Source organism: Methanococcoides mangrovi (assembly GCF_052057775.1).
Lineage (GTDB): Archaea > Halobacteriota > Methanosarcinia > Methanosarcinales > Methanosarcinaceae > Methanococcoides.
In genome coordinates, this window is record NZ_CP195121.1 from 2133876 (window position 1) to 2151733 (window position 17858).

The following is a 17858-nucleotide window of genomic DNA, read 5'->3' on the forward strand; positions in this document are numbered from 1 at the left end:
GAATTTACAAGCCTGTAAAAGAAATCAACTATTTTCCAGGCGCATAATCAGAACTACAGACAAATTCAAGTAAAAGAAAATAAGCCCCTGAGCTAAAAAGCTATGGTAGAAAGTCTGATAACGCTCTACCAAATCTCATTAATGTTACAGTTCATACATAATGATAGGAATAACCGGTAAGTTCGTCTCGAGATCCATCTTTGTATATATGCTTTTTTGAATCCTTAATTCGTAATTTTCCAGGATATCTATTCTGTCCTTTCTTTGACATTGCTACAACATCAGTATTTGGATTACGTTCTGTTTTTACTCTTTCAGCAGGAGTAAATAATGTTCCCTGTAAGGTTCCTAAGAAAATGAGTACATCCGGTGTTTCATTCTGATATAAATAATAAATTAGTTTTGATCTATCTTCTTCTGTTTGGGTCATGCCACTATCTCCTAAAAGAGGATTAATAATTTTGTATAACTAATATGTTACCCCTTATGAAATTAATCTTTGGTGGAGATTCTGACTCTGTAGAGAACCCATTAACGTAAACGATTAGCATCCGCCCATCCTTCTAACCTCTCCCTCACATGAGCATTAAGAGTAAACGGTTTATCACTCTTAGCATTCTGTTTCATGTAGTGCAACGTACCTTTAGAGAAACCCATTTTCTTCCAATCAGTATAGGACATGTCAACAATCTTCTGCCTCAACAAATCAGTATCATCCCTTTTCCCAACATAAACAGGCTTGTTAAACTCAACTGCCTTCCTTTTCACAACAAGATGATGGCTTAATTCCCTTGCTTTGAGTAACAGTACAGATCCCCAGGAACTATTCTTCTTCCTGTACTCCACCTTTCTGTTTATTACAGAATTAAATTCTTCAGTAACCTTCCTTGCTCCAGTTGGTCTAAGCCTCAACGAAAAGCTCTCAGTCCTGACAAAGTCCTTGTTATCCATAGCTCCTTTTTCAATCAGGCTCATTACAGCAAGATCCACAATAAACCTGAAAGGCTCTTGCAGATCATAAGCAAGACTGTACTTGCTCTGGTTCATCTCATGCAAAAAACCAACATGAGCATCAAGACCAACTGAATTGATAGCTCTCAGACATTCAGATTCAAGCAAAGCATACCCATAATTCAACATCACATTGACCTTATCACCAGCTCCGGTTGCTCTTCTGTATTGATTTATTCTCGATCTAAAATCGTATTCCTCAGGAATAGCTTTGGCATACTCATTCCAGTACTTCCAAGCAACTCCACCTTCAACACCAAGTATTTCCCTTATGGATTTGGCTTTCTCAAGTCTGGCTTTATCATCAGTGAAATCATACTCAATCTCAGGATACCTTTGTTTCAAATAATCAAGAACAGCTTCCGATTTTGAGAACTTAGCCTCAATGAACTTCTTGGCAAACTCAATCCTCATATTCTTATCTTCATAAGCATGATACTGAGCAAACTTTGTCTTTACGTTTGTACTCTCAGGAAGAAGCATTGTTGTCAGCAGTTTTCCATCCCAATTGAGAATTGTGATCTGGACGTTGTGCTTGATTAACCATCTGATAGCCTCAAAGCTCAGTGACCCACTACGACCATATACAACAATACTGTCAATATCAATCCTTTTTGGATAGAAAACATACTTTTGTGGTTCTTCAGTGGTTGAAAATCTTCCATCTTTGATATGGAGTTTAGCAGCATCAACCCGCATGTTGATTCCATGACCGTTTAGAAGTAGCATTTTCATTGTAGATTACCTTCCATTAGTCCAAATGATCAGCTAAGCTAATGCATCAACTTTTGATACCATTTTTTTTTGAATCTTACAGATAATAGCTGAACAATTTGATAGAAATGTACATATATGAAATGTACTTTTTAGTTTATATAATTTTTGTATGAAATGTGCTTATTGATCGCGTTTTTACGAAATAAAAAAAAGAACATTTCACGAGTTACGACTTATTAAAAAAAAAACAGGGCTTGAGAATAATCTTCGGGTATAGAGAGATATTCGAGAAGTTTAAGGGGGAGTTAGTCACACAACTTATTTAAATAAATTTGATAGAGCTAGGCCCTTACTAATACGAATAGGTAAAGGAAGTTTCGGGAGTTGCCTTTTCCCGTTTTCCCTATATCCCCAAACTATTATGCGGGGATATAGGTAAGTGTAAAAAACCGAACTCCTATTATTTTTGAGTTATGTGTCTGGCATACAGACAAAAAAGAAAAATTAGACATAAGTGGAGTCGGTAAAACCGACCTCCTACAGATTACAAAAATTCTTTAATGTTTAATCAGAACGCAACATTATAAAAAATGGTTAAGAAAGTTTGCTCCTGTTTTTATGCAAACATGATTAATAGATTCAATAAATCCTCTAAGTCTTCTTTTTGTTGCCTATTATATTCTTCTTGTAACGCTAGATAGTCAATATAATATTCCGTTCGAGATATCATCCTATCTTGAGTATTTTGAAGTTCTATGTTATAGTCATTTAAACTTTGCTTATAAGTAAAAACATCCACACCTAATTCTTCAAGTTCATACTGATTTCGATTAAGAAAAACCATATGCGATTCTAGATGAGAATGAACTTTTCGATATTCGTAATTGTACTCTTCAATAATGTTCGTCAGAGTGTAAATATCTTCAAGTGTAACTTCATTATTTCGTACTATTCTGTCATCATTCATCTCGAATTGATCGACTATTGATAGAAGATTATCATAGTCTGATTCTAGTACATTATGATGTTTTTCAAGTTCTTCAACAATCTTTTTATTGCTGTTGTAATCTTGCTGTTGAGTGGATGTTTGGTATGAATTTTGAGTGGACGTTGAGTCGTATGTAGGAGAGTCTGTGCACCCGCAAGCACATAAACTCACAATCAGGATGATTAACAAAATCAATTTTTTGTTCATAGTTACACCAATAAATATTATACATTGTAAATTACTGTATTAGTTGTATATGGATATACATATAGTCATTTGTCTTATATTAATGAATGAGTTAAAAAAATAGTGAAAATTTTCATTTTCATTCTGCTCTTATTTCATCAACTTCGATAGTGATTTCTGTAATATCATTTTTTAATTCACGCCATTCACTATTAGTTAGAGTTACCGAATGACCCTTTTCCCTATGAGTATCTGAACCAGCTGAAACACTTCCTAAGAAAATTGTGCTTGATTCCAGAACCCGATCGTCAAACAAAAGTGAATAATCAACTTGGACGTTATCGCCACCCGCTGTACCAATATTTGTAGTATCAAAATAACAATTTACAATTATGTTTTGATTTGAACTTGTACTATATTCATAACTAATCTGTGATTCAACTACGATGTTATAATAATTGTCTGAGTTTCCTATGGGTGATGCCTCTGAAGACATTCCCTCCATAAACCCTCCCATAAATGCTGAACCATAGATTAATGCTAAACCGACTAAAGAAATAATTATTATACTCGACCAAATGTTAGATTCTTTCTTTTCTTTAATAGGGATGTTAGGTGAGATATTATCATAACTAACCGTTGAATCTGCTGTTTTGTCTATCTGTTGTCCACAAACAGAACAAAATTTATCATTATCACCAATTTCATTCCCACAATTTGAACAAAACATGAGTTAACTATGTATTAATTCAATATATATTTTTATTTGAACTTATAATTTGATTTAAATGTATCTTGGTTAAAATAATTAGTTAAAGAACTTGTAAGTCCATTATCCCCCAAGTCTCCAACCTCTCCCTAACATGAGCATTGAGGGTAAACGGCTTATCACTCTCAGCATTCTGCTTCATGTAATGCAATGTGCCTTTAGAGAAACCCATCTTCTTCCATTCGGTGTAGGACATATCAATGATCTTCTTCCTCAACAAATCAGAATCATGCCTTTTAGCCGCATAAACAGGGTTGCTGAACTCAACCGTTTTCCTCTTTCCAACAAGATGATGGCTTAACTCCCTTGCCTTCAATAACAGGACAGATCCCCATAAACTGTTCTTCTTTCTGTACTCGACTTTGCTATTCATCACAGAATTGAACTCTTCAGTAACCTTTCTTGCTCCTGTTGGTCTAAGCCTCAATGAAAAGCTCTCAGTCCTGACAAAATCCTTGTTATCCATAACTCCCTTTTCAATCAGGTTCATTACAGCAAGATCAACAATGAACCTGAATGGTTCTTGTAGGTCATAAACAAGACTGTACTTGCTCTGATTCATCTCATGCAGAAAACCAACATGAGCATCAAGACCAACTGAATTAATAGCTCTCAGACATTCAGATTCAAGCAAGGCATATCCATAATTGAGCATCACATTGACTTTATCGCCTGCTCCATTTGCCCTTCTGTAATTATCAGTCCTTGCCTTGAAATCATAATGTTCTGGAACGGCTTTGGCATACTCATTCCAGTACTTCCAAGCAACTCCACCTTCAACACCAAGTATCTCCCTTATGGATTTGGCATTCTCAAGTCTGGCTTTATCATCAGAGAAATCATACTCAATCTCAGGATACCTCTGTTTAAGATAATCAAGAACAGCCTCAGATTTAGAGAACTTAGCTTCAATGAACTTCCTTGCAAGCTTTACTCTTGTATTCATCTCTTCATAAGCATGGTACTGAGCAAACTTTGTCTTAACATTGGTACTCTCAGAAGGAAGCATTGTTGTCAGCAACTTGCCGTTCCAGTCCAACATGGTGATTTGTACATTGTGCTTAATCAACCATCTGATAGCCTCAAGGCTTAAAGATCCACTTCTACCGTACACAACAATACTATCAATATCCATCCTCTTGGGAGAGAATACATACTCTTCAGGATCTTCAGTTGATGAGAACCTACCATCTTTGATATGGAGTTTAGCTCCATCAACATGCATGTTGATTCCATGACCGTTTAGAAGTAACAGTTTCATTAGAAATCATACTCCTTTTCTTTAATATGACCAAATAATTTAGCTACTTCGTGTTTGACGTTGTATACGAGTCTAGCCTCTTCCTCTTTTCCTGCTTTTTTGAGATCATTGATTAGTTTGAATAACTCTAACTTATGTCGATTAATAACTCTTGCAGTGTAATGATTGCCGTAATCTTCTTTGATATTATCAAAATTAGCAGGAACATCTAATCTGTTGAGATCATATTTTAGCCAGTCAATGATGGAATCGTCATTGTAATGTCCAAGAATAAAAAGAAGTCCTCTCCTGTATCCCTCATGAGTTTTTGACTTCCCTGCAAACTTACCCAACAAACAATTAACAAACTTGAGCAATTCTTCTTTTTTGGTTGGGGTGATTCCTCTATCAATGATATAGTGCTGTAATATCCGTATCAAGTGGAGCAACAGTTTATCATCATTGGTATTTAGATTGTCAACTAATACATCCAATTGTTTTCTTGTAAAGGAATATCGTTCTTGGTGAAGATCAATCTCATTTAATATTGAATTTTTATCATATTCACCATTTAATTCAAAATGAGAAAATAATTCATCAAGATACTTGTTATCATCAATAATTTCAGGCAGGCTTAGATAAGAAGCTCTGTTATCTTCTTCATAGATGCTATAATCTTCTAATTCAGGATGCTTGATAATAACCAGTTTGCCGTTTTTAGTCAATCTCTGTAACTTGCGTTCAATGCTTGGTCTTTTAAACCCTCTTTTATCTTTATGCAATTCTAGAAGATAATCTATGAGTTGCCGCCTCCTAACAAAGCAATTATCATATACATAATTTAGCACTTCTACATCAAAGTCTACATCATATTCTTGATTATTTACATCATTAGTTGGCAAATTAGCTATCATATTAACTATCAAACATTACATCAAATACGTATATAATTCTTTCCATGCTTGTGTTTTTCGGTGAGAAATCGTGTACACCGAAAGTCAAAGAATAATAACCACACTTTCTCCTTTCCTAAAGGAGAAGCTTGTACAGATGTCAGATAAGTTTGGATGCTCTCAGGCTGAAGTTGTCAGAATTGCCTTACTGAAGCTCTGGGAGGCTGAGAAATGACTCTCAAGCGATTCTCAAAGGATTACAGGACTTATGGAGAATGGCTCAAGGCTCAACCAAGAACCTCTGAGTATGCAAGAAGGATTATCAGATTCCATGAGAGATTCCCAACACTCAGCTTGAAAGAACTGAGGAATGCCAGACTTAAAGATCACAATCTGAGTACAGCCTCTTGGAATGTCTTGAAGGCACAGGAGAAGAGGGATAGGAAACTATCCCTTCAGGTTCTCAGATATATGAGGAAAGGAGTGCCCTACTCAAAAGCTCTTGAGAAAACTGGAGTCAATCGGCAAGAAGCAAACAGGAATCTTGGAAAGTACCTCTACAAATCAAACGGTAGATGGAGAGTAACGGCGACTGATAGAATTGAAGCTGAAATGCTCATTTATGACAGAAACGCAGGTCAAATATTGATCACAACGGCGAATTCAAGAGACAGAAGGCTAATCGGTGAATACTTCGCCGCCGTTCAAAAGGCGTTAAAAGACGGTGATCCCTCCGTTTTGAAGAGGTTTGACGGCGTTAAGATCACCGATGCAAACGGCGAAGAGCATTCGTTTGTAACAGATCTGGAACAGCTTTATGAGATTCAGGATGCACAGGAGGAGCCTGAATTCTTGGAGATATACGGAAACTGAGGAGTGGACACTATGAGTAAAGAATCACACACGAAAACAGTAAGAAAACACAAGAAAGGCAAGAAACCACCTATTGTTTGTGTTAGTTGTGGAGAAGATGATGAAATTGTTATTGAGATGCATCATGTTGATGGAAGAAATAATTCAGATTTGGTCAAGCCACTTTGTAAGAACTGCCATACAAAGATAACAGCAGAACAGAACAAGCTCAGTCCAAAAATAAGATCCAGTAAAGCCTCCTTACAGAACAAGAGAGCCTTCAATATAATCTCCATTGGAGCTTTACTAAGACTACTTGGAGATCGTCTGATTAATCTTGGTATGGAGATGACTACAAATGCCTAAGATCGCTGTTAGGGGATATACCAAGAAGCTTAAACAATCTTCAGATAATCCCTTTTTCAATCCAAGAGAAGATCCATTAAAGCATGATAGAATCTTGGTATTTGATACTGAAACTACAATAGATCAATACCAGAATTTCAAGATCGGATATTTCCAGATATACCAGGATGGTTATATTCAGCATGAAGGAATATTCTATGATGCTTTAATGCTTACGGATAGCGAAATAAAAGTATGTAAGGGATATACCTCAAGGTATGATATACCTCTTTATACCCTTGATGAATTCATTGATGGGGTATTCTATCCTGAGGTCTTTGGTTGGGAAACACTTTGTGTCGGATATAATCTCCCTTTTGATATAAGCAGGATCTCAAAAAGGGTTGGAGATTCAAGAGGAAGAAACAATGGAGGTTTTACTTTCACTCTTTCAGAGAATAAGTTCAATCCTCCAATTATTATTAAGAAGATGGGAGATGCCTATTCTTTCAAGTTTACATCAACTAAGGAGAATAAAGGGGATAATAGAAAATATGGATATTTCCTTGATGCTCAGAAGTTAGCTGAAGTTCTTCTTCAATCAAAGCACATCTCTCTTGAAAAAGCATGTGAAAAACTCAACACACCTATCAAGAAGATGAAGGGTATTGAACATGGAAAAGTAACCAAGAGATATATCGATTATCTTATTCAGGATGTTGAGGTAACATATCATGTCTATGAGAAGCTTATTGAGGAGCTGGATCTTTACCAGATAGACATCCCACTAACCAGAATATTCAGTTCAGCATCTCTCGGGAAACACGCTTTAAGGCAATTGGGTATTCAGTCATTTTTAGATCTAAATCCCGATTTTCCTTCTGAGATGATTGGGAACATCATGACATCTTACTATGGCGGAAGGTGTGAATGTAAGAGAAGGAAAGAGCCTGTAAAGGTAACAACCCTTGATTTTACAAGCATGTATCCAACCATTACTATGGAGATGGATCTTTGGAAGTACATGATTGCTGAATCACTTGAGATGAAGGATGTTACTGATGAGATCAAGAAAATGCTCTCAAAAGTAGATCTTGATTATCTTCAAGAGAAGGACAATTGGAAAGACTTTGTTGTAATGGTTAAGATTGTACCTGATAATGACATATTGCCTGTCAGGATGGATTACAAAGGCTCTGGAGCAGGGTATAACGTAGGGATAAATTATCTCAGCTCTGATCTTGAGTTATGGTATGCTCTGCCTGATGTCATAGCCTCAGTCATTCTTACTGGCAAAATTCCAAAGATTGTTGAAGCTGTCAGGTATATTCCAAAAGGTATTCAAAAAGGGTTAAAAAAATCTCAGATACTTGGAATTGATGTTGATCCCTTAAAGGATAATCTTGTTCAGGTACTTGTTGAGGAACGGCAGAAGATTCAGATTCAGATAAAGGACATCAACAAGGAAGATCCAGAATATCAACAGTTAAAGAGCAGGGCACAGGCTATCAAGATACTTGTTAATGCTATGAGTTATGGGATCTTCATTGAACTTAACCCAGAGGATAAGAAAAGCGATATTCAGGTTTATGGCTTGGATGATTTCAGCACCTCAGAGAACAGGTTTGAGAAGGCAGGTAATTACTATCATCCATTGCTTGCTGTTATGATTACAGCAGGATCTAAGCTGTTCTTGGCAATGGCAGAAGCCAAAGTCAAAGAGCTTGGTTCAGTCCATGCATACATGGATACCGATTCTATCTTTGTTCCTCCCAAACATGCTCAGGAGATCATTGATTATTTCCAACCTCTCAATCCATACAACCTTGATATTGACTTGTTGAAGCCTGAGAAAGAGGATATGTGGTTTTATGGTATATCCTCTAAGAGATATGCCCTTTACACTTATGAGAATAGAAAAATCAAGTTCATGGAAGGAGAGAGATCCTTCAAATTACATGGACTTGGTCATTTAACAAATCCGTTTCCAAAGGTTGTTGATGATTGGCAGGCTGAGATATGGGAAGATATTCTCAAGTTGCATTATGGAACGATCTCAGAAACGGATATTGAGGAAAAGTATTCGGGATTGTATGCTATCTCAAGGCTTACAGTTTCAACTGCAAATGTCCTGAAAAGGTTCAAGGGATTCAATGCAGGTAAGGAATGGAAAGACCAGATCAAGCCGTTTAACTTTTATCTTGTAGGATTCCAGGTAGTTGAGGAAGCTGGCAAAGCTGTCAAGCCTCTAATGCCTTTTTCAAACGATCCTCAAAAAGCTGTCTATGAGCCATTCATTGATTATGAAACTGGAGATATCAAGGAAGGATCTCATTATTTCAAACCATTGAGCAGGACAATTGGACAATATGTGGAACATCCTGAGCATAAATTTGATGGTGAGATTGGAGTTCTTGAGAGGAAGCACATTCATGCCAATAGTGTTGTTTACATTGGGAAGGAAGCCAACAATATTGATGAACAGGAATTGAATGTGAAGCGAGCTCAGGTATTTGTTGATATAGAAGAGAAGAAGAGAAAGATTCTTGAGATGTCACAGAAGGAAGCTGAAAGATGTGGAGTAGGGAGGAGTACGTTTCAGGCTATCAAGCAAAGGATAAGGGAAGGGAAGAAGATTAATTGGAGAACTCCCGCTGTTGAAAGATTACTATAATTTGCTTTAAAAGAAAAGAGTATTTCACTCATTATTTTGCGTTGTAGCATATTGGTGTATATTTTCTTTATACTATTTTCCTATAATTCACATTCTGTTTAATACAAAACAGACAATTATTATACACTATATATTTTTTATTGTTATTTAGTTAATATTTGCAAATCGAAACAAAGTATAAATATATTTATTAGTATTATGATCTTATAATTTTTTAAATTAGAAATTTTACAATATTGAAGTGGATTTCTATAATACGTAGACAATTATAATATAAGTATCGATTTAAGGACGTGTGTGAATATATGTCAAATAAATATATAATTATATCAATAATAATGGCATTTGCATTAATAGTTAGTGGATGTGCTAGCCAAGAGACAGATTATATTTCCGAGGAATACGACCAACATGTAAGCACTTTTGAAGAAGATGTGGCATCCTTGGATGATGCCATAGACAACTGGAACGATGCCTTGGCAATGGCAGAATCTGATGGATATATCGGTGATGAAGAATACGATCATTTAATAGATATTAGAAATGAGTATTCCACAGAAATGAACCGTGTAAACCCTCATATTGATAGCTTTAAAGCATTTATTGAAGAAAATGAAAATGCATTAAAAGACATGGGTGTGGACACTTACGAAGACAAAAAAGCTTTAGTCGATTTCCAAACCGAAATGGATGAGAATTACGAAGTTATGGAAACATCTACCAACCAGGAAACAGATTATATTGCCGATGAATATGAACAACATTTGGCAACATATGAAGAAGATTTAAGCAATATTGAAAGTTGCACCGATAATTGGAATGATGCCTTGGCAATGGCAGAATCTGATGGATATATCAGTGATGAAGAATACGATCATTTGATAGATGTTGGAAATGAGTATATCGATGAAATGAATCGGGTAGAACCACATCTGGTAAGCTTTAAAGAGTTTATAGAAGAAAATGAAATTGCGTTAAAGGACATGGGTGTCGATACATACGAAGACAAAAAAATTCTTGATGATCTCCAGACAAGCATAGATCGAGATTACGAAACTATCTTAATTTCACTCGAAGGCTGAATAAGCCTTTCTTTTGTTTTTATTTTTTAATTTCTTTTCTTATATGCATGACTTAGCATTGAAATTTTAAGAGTTCGGTTTTTTGGTGTTACCTATATCCCCAAACTATTATGCGAGGGGTACGATTCGAACCTAATTCAACAATATACAGAGAAAACTAAACAAAAAAAGCCAGATGCAGGCTTTAACATCGCCTGCAACTCATAATTTCCAAATAATAAATTCTCAATTTTTAGTTCCGTAGCATTTTTCAAGATGTTCCACTGGCGGTGGTGTGGTAACAAGACTTACACCAACTGCAACGATCATTGCCAGCGGTGTTGCTACGAGGATCGGGTCAACAAGTGTCCATGTGCCTGTAAGTAATGTCTCTGTCCCAAAGAGAGCCTGGCAGATACCAAGAGGTGCTGCTTCCTTTGCATGGACGAAAGTGAGCCAGAACAGGCTGCTGAAAGTACCTACAATAAGGCTTGCAATTGCTCCTTCACGGGTCATTCCCTTCCAGAACAATGCACCCATGTACATCGGCAGGAAAGCTGCTGCACAAAGTCCGAAGAAGATCGCAGTTGCCCTTGCGATGATGCTGATAGGCAGGATGTATGCGAGTATGACACTGAAGAGGATGGTAACAGAGATACCGATCTTTGTGACATCAACCGTCTTTCCCGCATTGCCTTTCATGAGGAACTCACGGTAGAAGTCGTGTCCGATAGCAGTTCCCATGGTGTGGAACTGTGAGCTAAGGGTTGACATTGCGGCTGCAAGCAGGGTTATCATGAAAACGATGACGAACATCTCAGGCATTGCACTGTTGATGTATTCTGGCATGATAACATCCATGTTTCCTTTTGCAACCTCAATGGAGAGCATCCCTCTGGTGTTGAAGAAGTAAACGTTTGAAAGTCCGCCTACAATGTATGCTACACCTGCCATCATGAGGATGAAAGGACCACCAGCGAAGACTGCCCTGTTCAGGGACTTCTTGCTGTCGACTGTCATGAACCTGACCGCAAGCTGTGGCTGTGCAAGCACACCAATACCAACACCAAGGATGATCGTGGATACCATTGTCCACCAGATAGGCGAGCCGAACTCAGGCATTGCCGTCCATCCCTGATGACCACCGGCTGCAAGTGATTCAGGTACCATCGGTGCAAGGTTGGTAAGTGCCTGGTGAGCTTCAACGATACCTCCAAGCTTTGCGTAGGTAAGTGCGAGAAGGACTGCCATACCACCGAGCATAAGGGTGCCCTGAAGAGCATCGGTATACATGACCGCAAGCAGACCGCCTGTGATCACATAGGCAGCCACGATCACTGTCAGGATAAGGACAGCAATATCATAATCAATGGAAAGTGCGGTTTCCATGAACCTTGCACCGCCAATAAGGACGATACCTGCATAAAGAGGCATGAAAAGGGCGATAAGAGCTCCGGAATATCCCTGGATGAAACGTGACTGGAAGCGTCTTCCCAGAAGTTCAGGGAATGTAACGGCATTAAGGTTCACACCGATCCTTCTGGTCCTTGAACCGAAGAAAATGAATGCAATAAAGATACCGACGAAGATGTTCATGAACACTAACCAGAGGGTTCCCAGACCAAGAGTTCCGGTCACTCCGCCAAAACCAATGATCGCAGCTGTACTGATAAAAGCTGCACCATAGGAAAGTGCAAGGATGTAAGGATTTACCTTTCTTCCGGCAAGCATATAGTCATCGACCTCTTTGGTCCTCCTGTATGCCAGCCAGCCACAATAGAACACGGCGAGCATATAGATCAGGACAAATATTCCAAGAGTTGCTGTACTGACCGCCATCTTAGCACTCCTCGTCCTCTTCTTCATTCCACTTTAAAATACCGTAGACCATACATCCCAGTGCACTTACAACACACAGGACATATGCTAACCATATCTGGGGGTCATCAATACCTAACATAAACTACCACTTGCCATTTTTTGTTTGGTGCTTGCTAACATGTAGCAAGATTTCATACTGGTATCTGTTAACATGTACCATACTTTAATGTTTCGAAGTTATTCGGGAAAAATAATACAATCGGTTGAATGAAAATGAGCATCAATGGCGATAAAAGTACAGGAATGATTTGGAAGATACGGTGCTGTATTTCGAGCCTGTAATAAAAGAAAATAGCAATTCAGGTAGCAAAAAATCTGCATTACGAAAAACTTTAGAAATATACAAATATAGTTAATTCGTATTGCTGGCCTGTGATCATACTATGAAAAAAATTACATCCATTCTAATTATTATTTTGATCATATCAACCCTGGGAATGGGTTGTGTCGGATCGGACAAAGATACGTATACCATTGAAAAGGAAGATCAATTGATCACAGAAGAACAGAGTTTGCTATTGACCCAGAAACAGGAAAGAGTAGAATTTGTCAATGAAGCAATTGATCTGATAGATTAAAAAGGTGAACTTGCATTTGATGAGTTCAGGCAAAAGGAAAGTAAATGGTATCATAATGATTCCTATATTACCGTCTGGAAGACCGAAGGAATACGTGTTGTCTTTCCACCAAAAGTAAGCGGTGAAGGCGAAAGCGTGATCGATCTTGAAGACTACAGAGGCGAACCATTAGGCAGGATGCTAATCGACACCGCCTTAAGCGAAGAGGGTGAAGGATGGGTCAACTACTACTGGCCAAAGCCAGGAGAGACCACACCTTCAAAGAAGTCCACATTTGTCAGGAGAACTACTATCGATAATGAGACATATCTTGTGCACTCCGGTTTCTACGTCAATGACTACGTTTATACCAATGATGTTGGTGAGCTTGAACATTTCAGCCGCTTTGGAGATGTATTTATTGCTAACTTGGTCCACCCGGCAACAACTGATAAAGATCTGGGAATCAATTACAGCATTGCCCATGTGATAGTAAAGCCCGGAAAGTCCATTGAACCCCACATGATGAAGAATCCGGAAGCATATTATGTCCTTGAAGGCGAAGGTATTCTCTACATAGAGGATGTACCATTTGAACTGAGCAAAGGAAAGATTGTTAACATCCCGGCAAATTCAAAGCAGTATACAGAGAACACAGGAGACATTGATCTTGAATTCTTTGCAATAGACGAGCCTGCCTGGGCAGAGGAGAATGAGGAAATGGTGGAGTGATCCTTCACTTCGCTCATTTTAGATCATGCCGATGAAGATCTACCCGTCAATAGATGAACCAATTAACACTATGATAAATATGGAACTTATCTGACACAACAAAAAATACTCAGAAATCAACGATCTCAATGTCAAGTAACGCAGGATCAAGCAGTGCAACCGTCCTTCTGCCAGTAAGTACCCCTGCAGTCTCTCCCGGATTTACGATCGGAGTACCCTCTACTTCGACAACACCGGCATCATGGTATGACCAAGTACAACCCATCAAAATCACCTGATACTGCAAGGGCATTGACATCTGCTTCATTGATCCCGTGAAGCAATGCAATGCGAAGTCCTTCTATCTCCAGAGCAGCAAAATCCCCGCAGGCCTCTGCACCGAACTCCCCAAACCATTCCCGGATGGTCAGCCGGTCCCCTTCGTTGTTCTCGAATACAAAGTACAGCTTTGGTTTGAGTTCTTTGAAAGCACGTGCCGTAAAGGATGATACGATATCACCTGCGTGGAGGACGGCAGAAAAACCCTTCTCATTAAAGAAAGCCACTGCATCTTTTATTGCTTCCAGGTTATCGTGTGAGTCAGACAGATTTCCAATCATGTTTACAATTCCCAGGGATCAATGGTTGTGGCTCTCCTGCATCACATTAAAAAAAGAAAAAAGATCATTGACATGCCTTATACCGAATGGAAAAAGATGGGATTCTCTAAGGGTACTTTGCATTACATGAAACAGAACGCCAAGAGTGAGAAGCCGTTCACTCTGAATGCTCATGTTAGAGAGAGGCTGGATAATTGGGAACAAAGAGTTTCTGTTAGTGAATGATGGAAGTATTGTGTTCAATTAAAAAAGAGAAAAAAGAAATGAATCAACATAATGTTGATAATCAAATCCCTCATAAATCATTTCATTTTTTCGGACATGAGTTTCATGACTTCACTTGCTTCCATTACGGGAAAGCTATCGAAGTAACAGATGTCTCTCCAAGGAAAAGTAGAAACAGCATAAGCTTCAGCGTTTTCTGCATCATATAACACAACGGTTCTACAGTTCGACAAGTCAACCCATTCACCGATGACCTTAATTCCTTCGGGATATTCCCAGTTTGAAAAACGTTCTATTACTTCGTTATTGTCCTTTGGTTCCCATGAAATTATGTCCATAAACAGCATTTCTTTAACACTCCCCTTTAATTTACTTACATTTCATCTATTTAATCAATCACAGCCGAAATACCCAACTTACGACTGATTTGAGCAAGAGAATTTCATTTCAGTACTCCCAAACCCATATAAATATCAGACATTGTAATACAAATTCTTTTTGATATAATTATTAAAAATATAATTTTAAATATAATTATTAATATAATCAAAGAATCCTTTTGAAAAAGGGAGTGTTCTGTTTGGTAATATTGTGAAAGTTCGGTTTTTTGGTGTTAACTATATCCCCGGGGATATATACAAGAAAAAATATGGTAACGGACTTTGCACGATGTCCGCATAACCGTTTTAAGTCTAAAAAGACAAATTTGGGTTTTTTTTAGTTGATCGATTACGTTCAAAATCAGTTCAAAAATTGTCTCTCATGATTTTAACCTTATTTTATCTGGGACAAAATTTAAAATGTGCAAATTAATTCATGTAACTTCAATACTTATTCTACAAAATAGTTATAATCACGTTATTGTTGTTTCTCTAAGCTTTTTTTGGTAATCTTAGAACACTAAAAACTTGGGTCTTTAAAATTTCAGCACGAAGATTCTCTTCTTTTATTGACTCCATTGTTTGAGTAACTGGGTATGAAGTGCTTTTGGTCTCTGTAAATTTTTAACCTGTGTAATTTTGAATGATAACTTTTTTGATCTCTATGAAGACTTTGGTTGGTACGAGATTTCAACAGCAACAGCAGGATGACTTATTTTGTCTTGCAACTCTTCGAAGATATTCTTTCGGGGGAAGCCTTATAGCATCTTCAGGGCAAACTATGGCACACGCAGTGCATCCGACAACGCAATTATCTTTATTCTTCACAAGGGGTTTGTCATCCTTTTTACTAAAAACATTATAATTGCACTGCAAGCAGATCATGCAACCGTTACATATGTCATAGTCAATTGTTGGGAACCAATTGATCGTTTTTCTGTTAATCCCAAACCATTTTTCGACCTTCATTTTTCAATTATCCCCTTCGAAATTTCGTACACTTCTTACTGTTATATGCTTCAGTTCAAAGTTCATTTGAACGAGATGCTCATACTTCCTGCCTTTTGAGCCAGAGATTTTGCCAGGAAACCAGATTCGATTCTGCACACATTGAGAATACCGCATGGTACTAGGCAGTTTGAAGAACATTTTGCTTCTTTGGCCTTTTCCATTACATAGTTATCTTTAATGTCGAGTATTTCCATCATTGGAACTTCCAGATGTGACATTTGTTGTATCTTCTCACAGGGGGACTCGATATCAATTATTATTTTGTCTCCTTTAAGTTCCCCGTGGATCTTATGAACAAAGTCACATATTGTTGAATTTACTATTACATCTGTCATTTAATCATACCTCATCAAATCTTCTTTTTAGTTAAATCGATTTTTAATGAGTTATATTATTTCTTTTTGAATTTTTTATCGATAGGCCTTTATTTATTATGCTGTTAAATACTTTTGAGCAACATTTCCCAGTCGGATTTTTGGTTTTACAATGACACTCCATATTTCCGTTTATGCCTAATACGATGTCTTTCATGTTCGTAAGTCCTTTTTCAATAACTGTCTTTATAACTTGGTCTTCAGTTATCTTGTTGCAATAGCATGCATACTTTGGATCAGCATCTTTTTTGAACCATATTGGTACTTTGATGTCTTTCGTCTCAAATGTACTATTTGATTTTAGATTATAATATGCAATATCACATTTCTCGTTCGTACAAAGATGATAGTTATCATCTAAAACCTGCTCTACAAGTTCATCCAACACCATGTGTTTTACTGTAATACTTCCTACAAGCATTCCATTGTTTTCACAAACTGGACAGGGTTCAGTTTTTTCTTTGAAACCAATGATTATTGTTTCATTACAGCAGTCGCTTGATTCGGATGTTGATTCATTGCAACAACATGTCGGATTTAAATTTTTTGAAGACATTTTCACTCCTACAACCAGATTTTTTTGTCAATATTCATATATAGAACCAAGTATTTCAAGATTAATTGTAATACTTGTGACTCAATCAAAGTTCATGTTATTAATTCTCATCCTTCCAAGCTTCTCCCTTACATGTGAATTGAGAGTGAGCAACTACTCACCTCTGATTTTCCACATCACATTTTTGAATTTAAAAATAAATTCACCAGCATTTTTGACATACCTTTCCCATAATTCATCTTCTTCCCATTTTTTATTTTATCCTTGACCCTCTTCAACGTGCTTCTGTGTTCAATTCCCATTTTCCGAGCATCATCAGGAGTCAGACCAAGTACCCATTCATGAAATGAATTGATATCAAAATAGGTTTCAACAATATTCCCTTCAAGCTCCTAGATATCAATGTTGTTAGCTTCCTTCCCGATGTACACGCAACCTTTAGGCTTCAGGTGTCTCCTTTGCAGCACACCAACATCACCTTCAAACTTGGCTTCAGGATGATCTATGTAATCAAGGAACACATCACTTAACGGCTTCCAATATTCTCTACCCTGAAGAACTTCCCCCGTATTGTAATCAATGAACGGTTTCTCAACCGCAACCTGTGGATTTTTGCTGAATGGAGCAACTGGCTTAATCTTCTCAACATCTTCATTGACAGATGCACTGTAAAAAGTGGCAGAATTCTTGGACCTGTTCCTTTTCGATATAAAGCATGCTTCTTCGGAGAAGCATCTGGAATATACGGGGATTCGTAATGAGCTTATTTTAAGCAATCTGCAGGAACTTATCACGCGCGGATATAAT

The 17858-nt window shown here is 37.5% G+C and carries 23 protein-coding genes and 1 pseudogene; 8 read left to right on the top strand and 16 right to left on the bottom strand.

Features of this window, described 5'->3' with window-relative positions; all coding sequences use genetic code 11:
* Positions 1–151 precede the first annotated feature (151 nt).
* The 6 genes from ACR3I3_RS10540 to ACR3I3_RS10565 form a co-directional block, all read right to left on the bottom strand.
* Positions 152–430 carry a hypothetical protein gene (locus ACR3I3_RS10540; RefSeq protein WP_440952217.1) on the bottom strand — a complete coding sequence of 93 codons (279 nt, stop codon included), beginning with the start codon at positions 428–430 and terminating at the stop codon, positions 152–154.
* A gap of 101 nt (positions 431–531) precedes the next feature.
* Positions 532–1746 carry a CRISPR-associated endonuclease Cas1 gene (gene cas1, locus ACR3I3_RS10545; protein WP_440952218.1) on the bottom strand — a complete coding sequence of 405 codons (1215 nt, stop codon included), beginning with the start codon at positions 1744–1746 and terminating at the stop codon, positions 532–534.
* Between the two features lie 598 nt (positions 1747–2344).
* Complete coding sequence (locus tag ACR3I3_RS10550) at positions 2345–2923, bottom strand: hypothetical protein (RefSeq protein WP_440952219.1); 579 nt, start codon at positions 2921–2923, stop codon at positions 2345–2347.
* A gap of 118 nt (positions 2924–3041) precedes the next feature.
* Positions 3042–3632: a zinc-ribbon domain-containing protein gene (locus ACR3I3_RS10555; protein WP_440952220.1), complete on the bottom strand. Its 591-nt coding sequence runs from the start codon at positions 3630–3632 to the stop codon at positions 3042–3044.
* Positions 3633–3714: 82 nt separating this feature from the next.
* Positions 3715–4932, bottom strand: coding sequence for a CRISPR-associated endonuclease Cas1 (gene cas1 / locus ACR3I3_RS10560; protein ID WP_440952221.1), 1218 nt, complete (start codon positions 4930–4932; stop codon positions 3715–3717).
* Positions 4932–5825, bottom strand: a complete 894-nt coding sequence (locus ACR3I3_RS10565) for a hypothetical protein (RefSeq protein ID WP_440952222.1) — start codon at positions 5823–5825, stop codon at positions 4932–4934. Before ACR3I3_RS10565 ends, cas1 (ACR3I3_RS10560) begins: the two co-directional genes overlap by 1 nt.
* A 70-nt stretch (positions 5826–5895) precedes the next feature.
* On the opposite strand from ACR3I3_RS10565, the gene ACR3I3_RS10570 reads away from it, so the two are divergent.
* From ACR3I3_RS10570 to ACR3I3_RS10590, 5 genes are all read left to right on the top strand, one after another.
* Positions 5896–6039, top strand: a complete 144-nt coding sequence (locus ACR3I3_RS10570) for a hypothetical protein (RefSeq protein WP_440952223.1) — start codon at positions 5896–5898, stop codon at positions 6037–6039.
* A complete protein-coding gene (locus ACR3I3_RS10575) occupies positions 6036–6677 on the top strand; it encodes a hypothetical protein (RefSeq protein WP_440952224.1) in 642 nt (213 codons plus the stop codon). Before ACR3I3_RS10570 ends, ACR3I3_RS10575 begins: the two co-directional genes overlap by 4 nt.
* 12 nt (positions 6678–6689) lie before the next feature.
* Positions 6690–7022, top strand: a complete 333-nt coding sequence (locus ACR3I3_RS10580; protein WP_440952225.1) for an HNH endonuclease signature motif containing protein — start codon at positions 6690–6692, stop codon at positions 7020–7022.
* The gene (locus ACR3I3_RS10585) at positions 7015–9675 is read left to right on the top strand and encodes a DNA polymerase (protein ID WP_440952226.1); all 2661 of its coding nucleotides are present in this window, start codon (positions 7015–7017) and stop codon (positions 9673–9675) included. Before ACR3I3_RS10580 ends, ACR3I3_RS10585 begins: the two co-directional genes overlap by 8 nt.
* 338 nt (positions 9676–10013) lie before the next feature.
* Positions 10014–10757 (top strand): hypothetical protein, encoded by a 744-nt coding sequence (locus ACR3I3_RS10590; RefSeq protein ID WP_440952227.1) that lies wholly within the window; start codon positions 10014–10016, stop codon positions 10755–10757.
* 225 nt (positions 10758–10982) lie between these two features.
* Here the strand turns inward: ACR3I3_RS10590 and ACR3I3_RS10595 are convergent, their stop codons facing one another.
* Together ACR3I3_RS10595 and ACR3I3_RS10600 are read right to left on the bottom strand one after the other, a co-directional pair.
* Complete coding sequence (locus ACR3I3_RS10595) at positions 10983–12575, bottom strand: sodium:solute symporter family protein (RefSeq protein ID WP_440952228.1); 1593 nt, start codon at positions 12573–12575, stop codon at positions 10983–10985.
* A 1-nt stretch (position 12576) separates the two neighbouring features.
* Positions 12577–12696 (bottom strand): symporter small accessory protein, encoded by a 120-nt coding sequence (locus tag ACR3I3_RS10600; RefSeq protein ID WP_440952229.1) that lies wholly within the window; start codon positions 12694–12696, stop codon positions 12577–12579.
* A gap of 304 nt (positions 12697–13000) precedes the next feature.
* Here ACR3I3_RS10600 and ACR3I3_RS10605 point away from each other — a divergent pair, with 304 nt between their 5' ends.
* Positions 13001–13195, top strand: a complete 195-nt coding sequence (locus ACR3I3_RS10605; protein ID WP_440952230.1) for a hypothetical protein — start codon at positions 13001–13003, stop codon at positions 13193–13195.
* A 90-nt stretch (positions 13196–13285) separates the two neighbouring features.
* A complete protein-coding gene (locus ACR3I3_RS10610; RefSeq protein WP_440953791.1) occupies positions 13286–13906 on the top strand; it encodes a cupin domain-containing protein in 621 nt (206 codons plus the stop codon).
* A gap of 109 nt (positions 13907–14015) precedes the next feature.
* Here ACR3I3_RS10610 and ACR3I3_RS10615 read toward each other — a convergent pair whose 3' ends face one another.
* Together ACR3I3_RS10615 and ACR3I3_RS10620 are read right to left on the bottom strand one after the other, a co-directional pair.
* Entirely contained in the window at positions 14016–14171 is a 156-nt protein-coding gene (locus ACR3I3_RS10615; protein WP_440952231.1) for a hypothetical protein, read from the bottom strand.
* Positions 14146–14505, bottom strand: a complete 360-nt coding sequence (locus ACR3I3_RS10620; RefSeq protein WP_440952232.1) for a metallophosphoesterase family protein — start codon at positions 14503–14505, stop codon at positions 14146–14148. The genes ACR3I3_RS10615 and ACR3I3_RS10620 overlap by 26 nt, the downstream gene beginning before the upstream one ends.
* Before the next feature lie 54 nt (positions 14506–14559).
* Here ACR3I3_RS10620 and ACR3I3_RS10625 point away from each other — a divergent pair.
* Positions 14560–14730, top strand: a pseudogene (locus tag ACR3I3_RS10625) (CRISPR-associated endonuclease Cas1); the annotation flags it as partial.
* 77 nt (positions 14731–14807) lie between these two features.
* Here ACR3I3_RS10625 and ACR3I3_RS10630 read toward each other — a convergent pair.
* From ACR3I3_RS10630 to ACR3I3_RS10655, 6 genes are all read right to left on the bottom strand, one after another.
* The gene (locus ACR3I3_RS10630; protein WP_440952233.1) at positions 14808–15077 is read right to left on the bottom strand and encodes a DUF3303 domain-containing protein; all 270 of its coding nucleotides are present in this window, start codon (positions 15075–15077) and stop codon (positions 14808–14810) included.
* A 723-nt stretch (positions 15078–15800) separates the two neighbouring features.
* Positions 15801–16079 carry an ATP-binding protein gene (locus ACR3I3_RS10635; protein ID WP_440952234.1) on the bottom strand — a complete coding sequence of 93 codons (279 nt, stop codon included), beginning with the start codon at positions 16077–16079 and terminating at the stop codon, positions 15801–15803.
* Between the two features lie 62 nt (positions 16080–16141).
* Positions 16142–16456 (bottom strand): DUF6951 family protein, encoded by a 315-nt coding sequence (locus ACR3I3_RS10640; RefSeq protein ID WP_440952235.1) that lies wholly within the window; start codon positions 16454–16456, stop codon positions 16142–16144.
* A gap of 43 nt (positions 16457–16499) precedes the next feature.
* Positions 16500–17051 (bottom strand): Csac_0668 family 2Fe-2S cluster-binding (seleno)protein, encoded by a 552-nt coding sequence (locus ACR3I3_RS10645; protein ID WP_440952236.1) that lies wholly within the window; start codon positions 17049–17051, stop codon positions 16500–16502.
* Positions 17052–17227: 176 nt separating this feature from the next.
* A complete protein-coding gene (locus tag ACR3I3_RS10650; RefSeq protein WP_440952237.1) occupies positions 17228–17353 on the bottom strand; it encodes a hypothetical protein in 126 nt (41 codons plus the stop codon).
* 90 nt (positions 17354–17443) lie between these two features.
* Positions 17444–17827 (bottom strand): hypothetical protein, encoded by a 384-nt coding sequence (locus ACR3I3_RS10655; protein WP_440952238.1) that lies wholly within the window; start codon positions 17825–17827, stop codon positions 17444–17446.
* Positions 17828–17858: the final 31 nt, after the last annotated feature.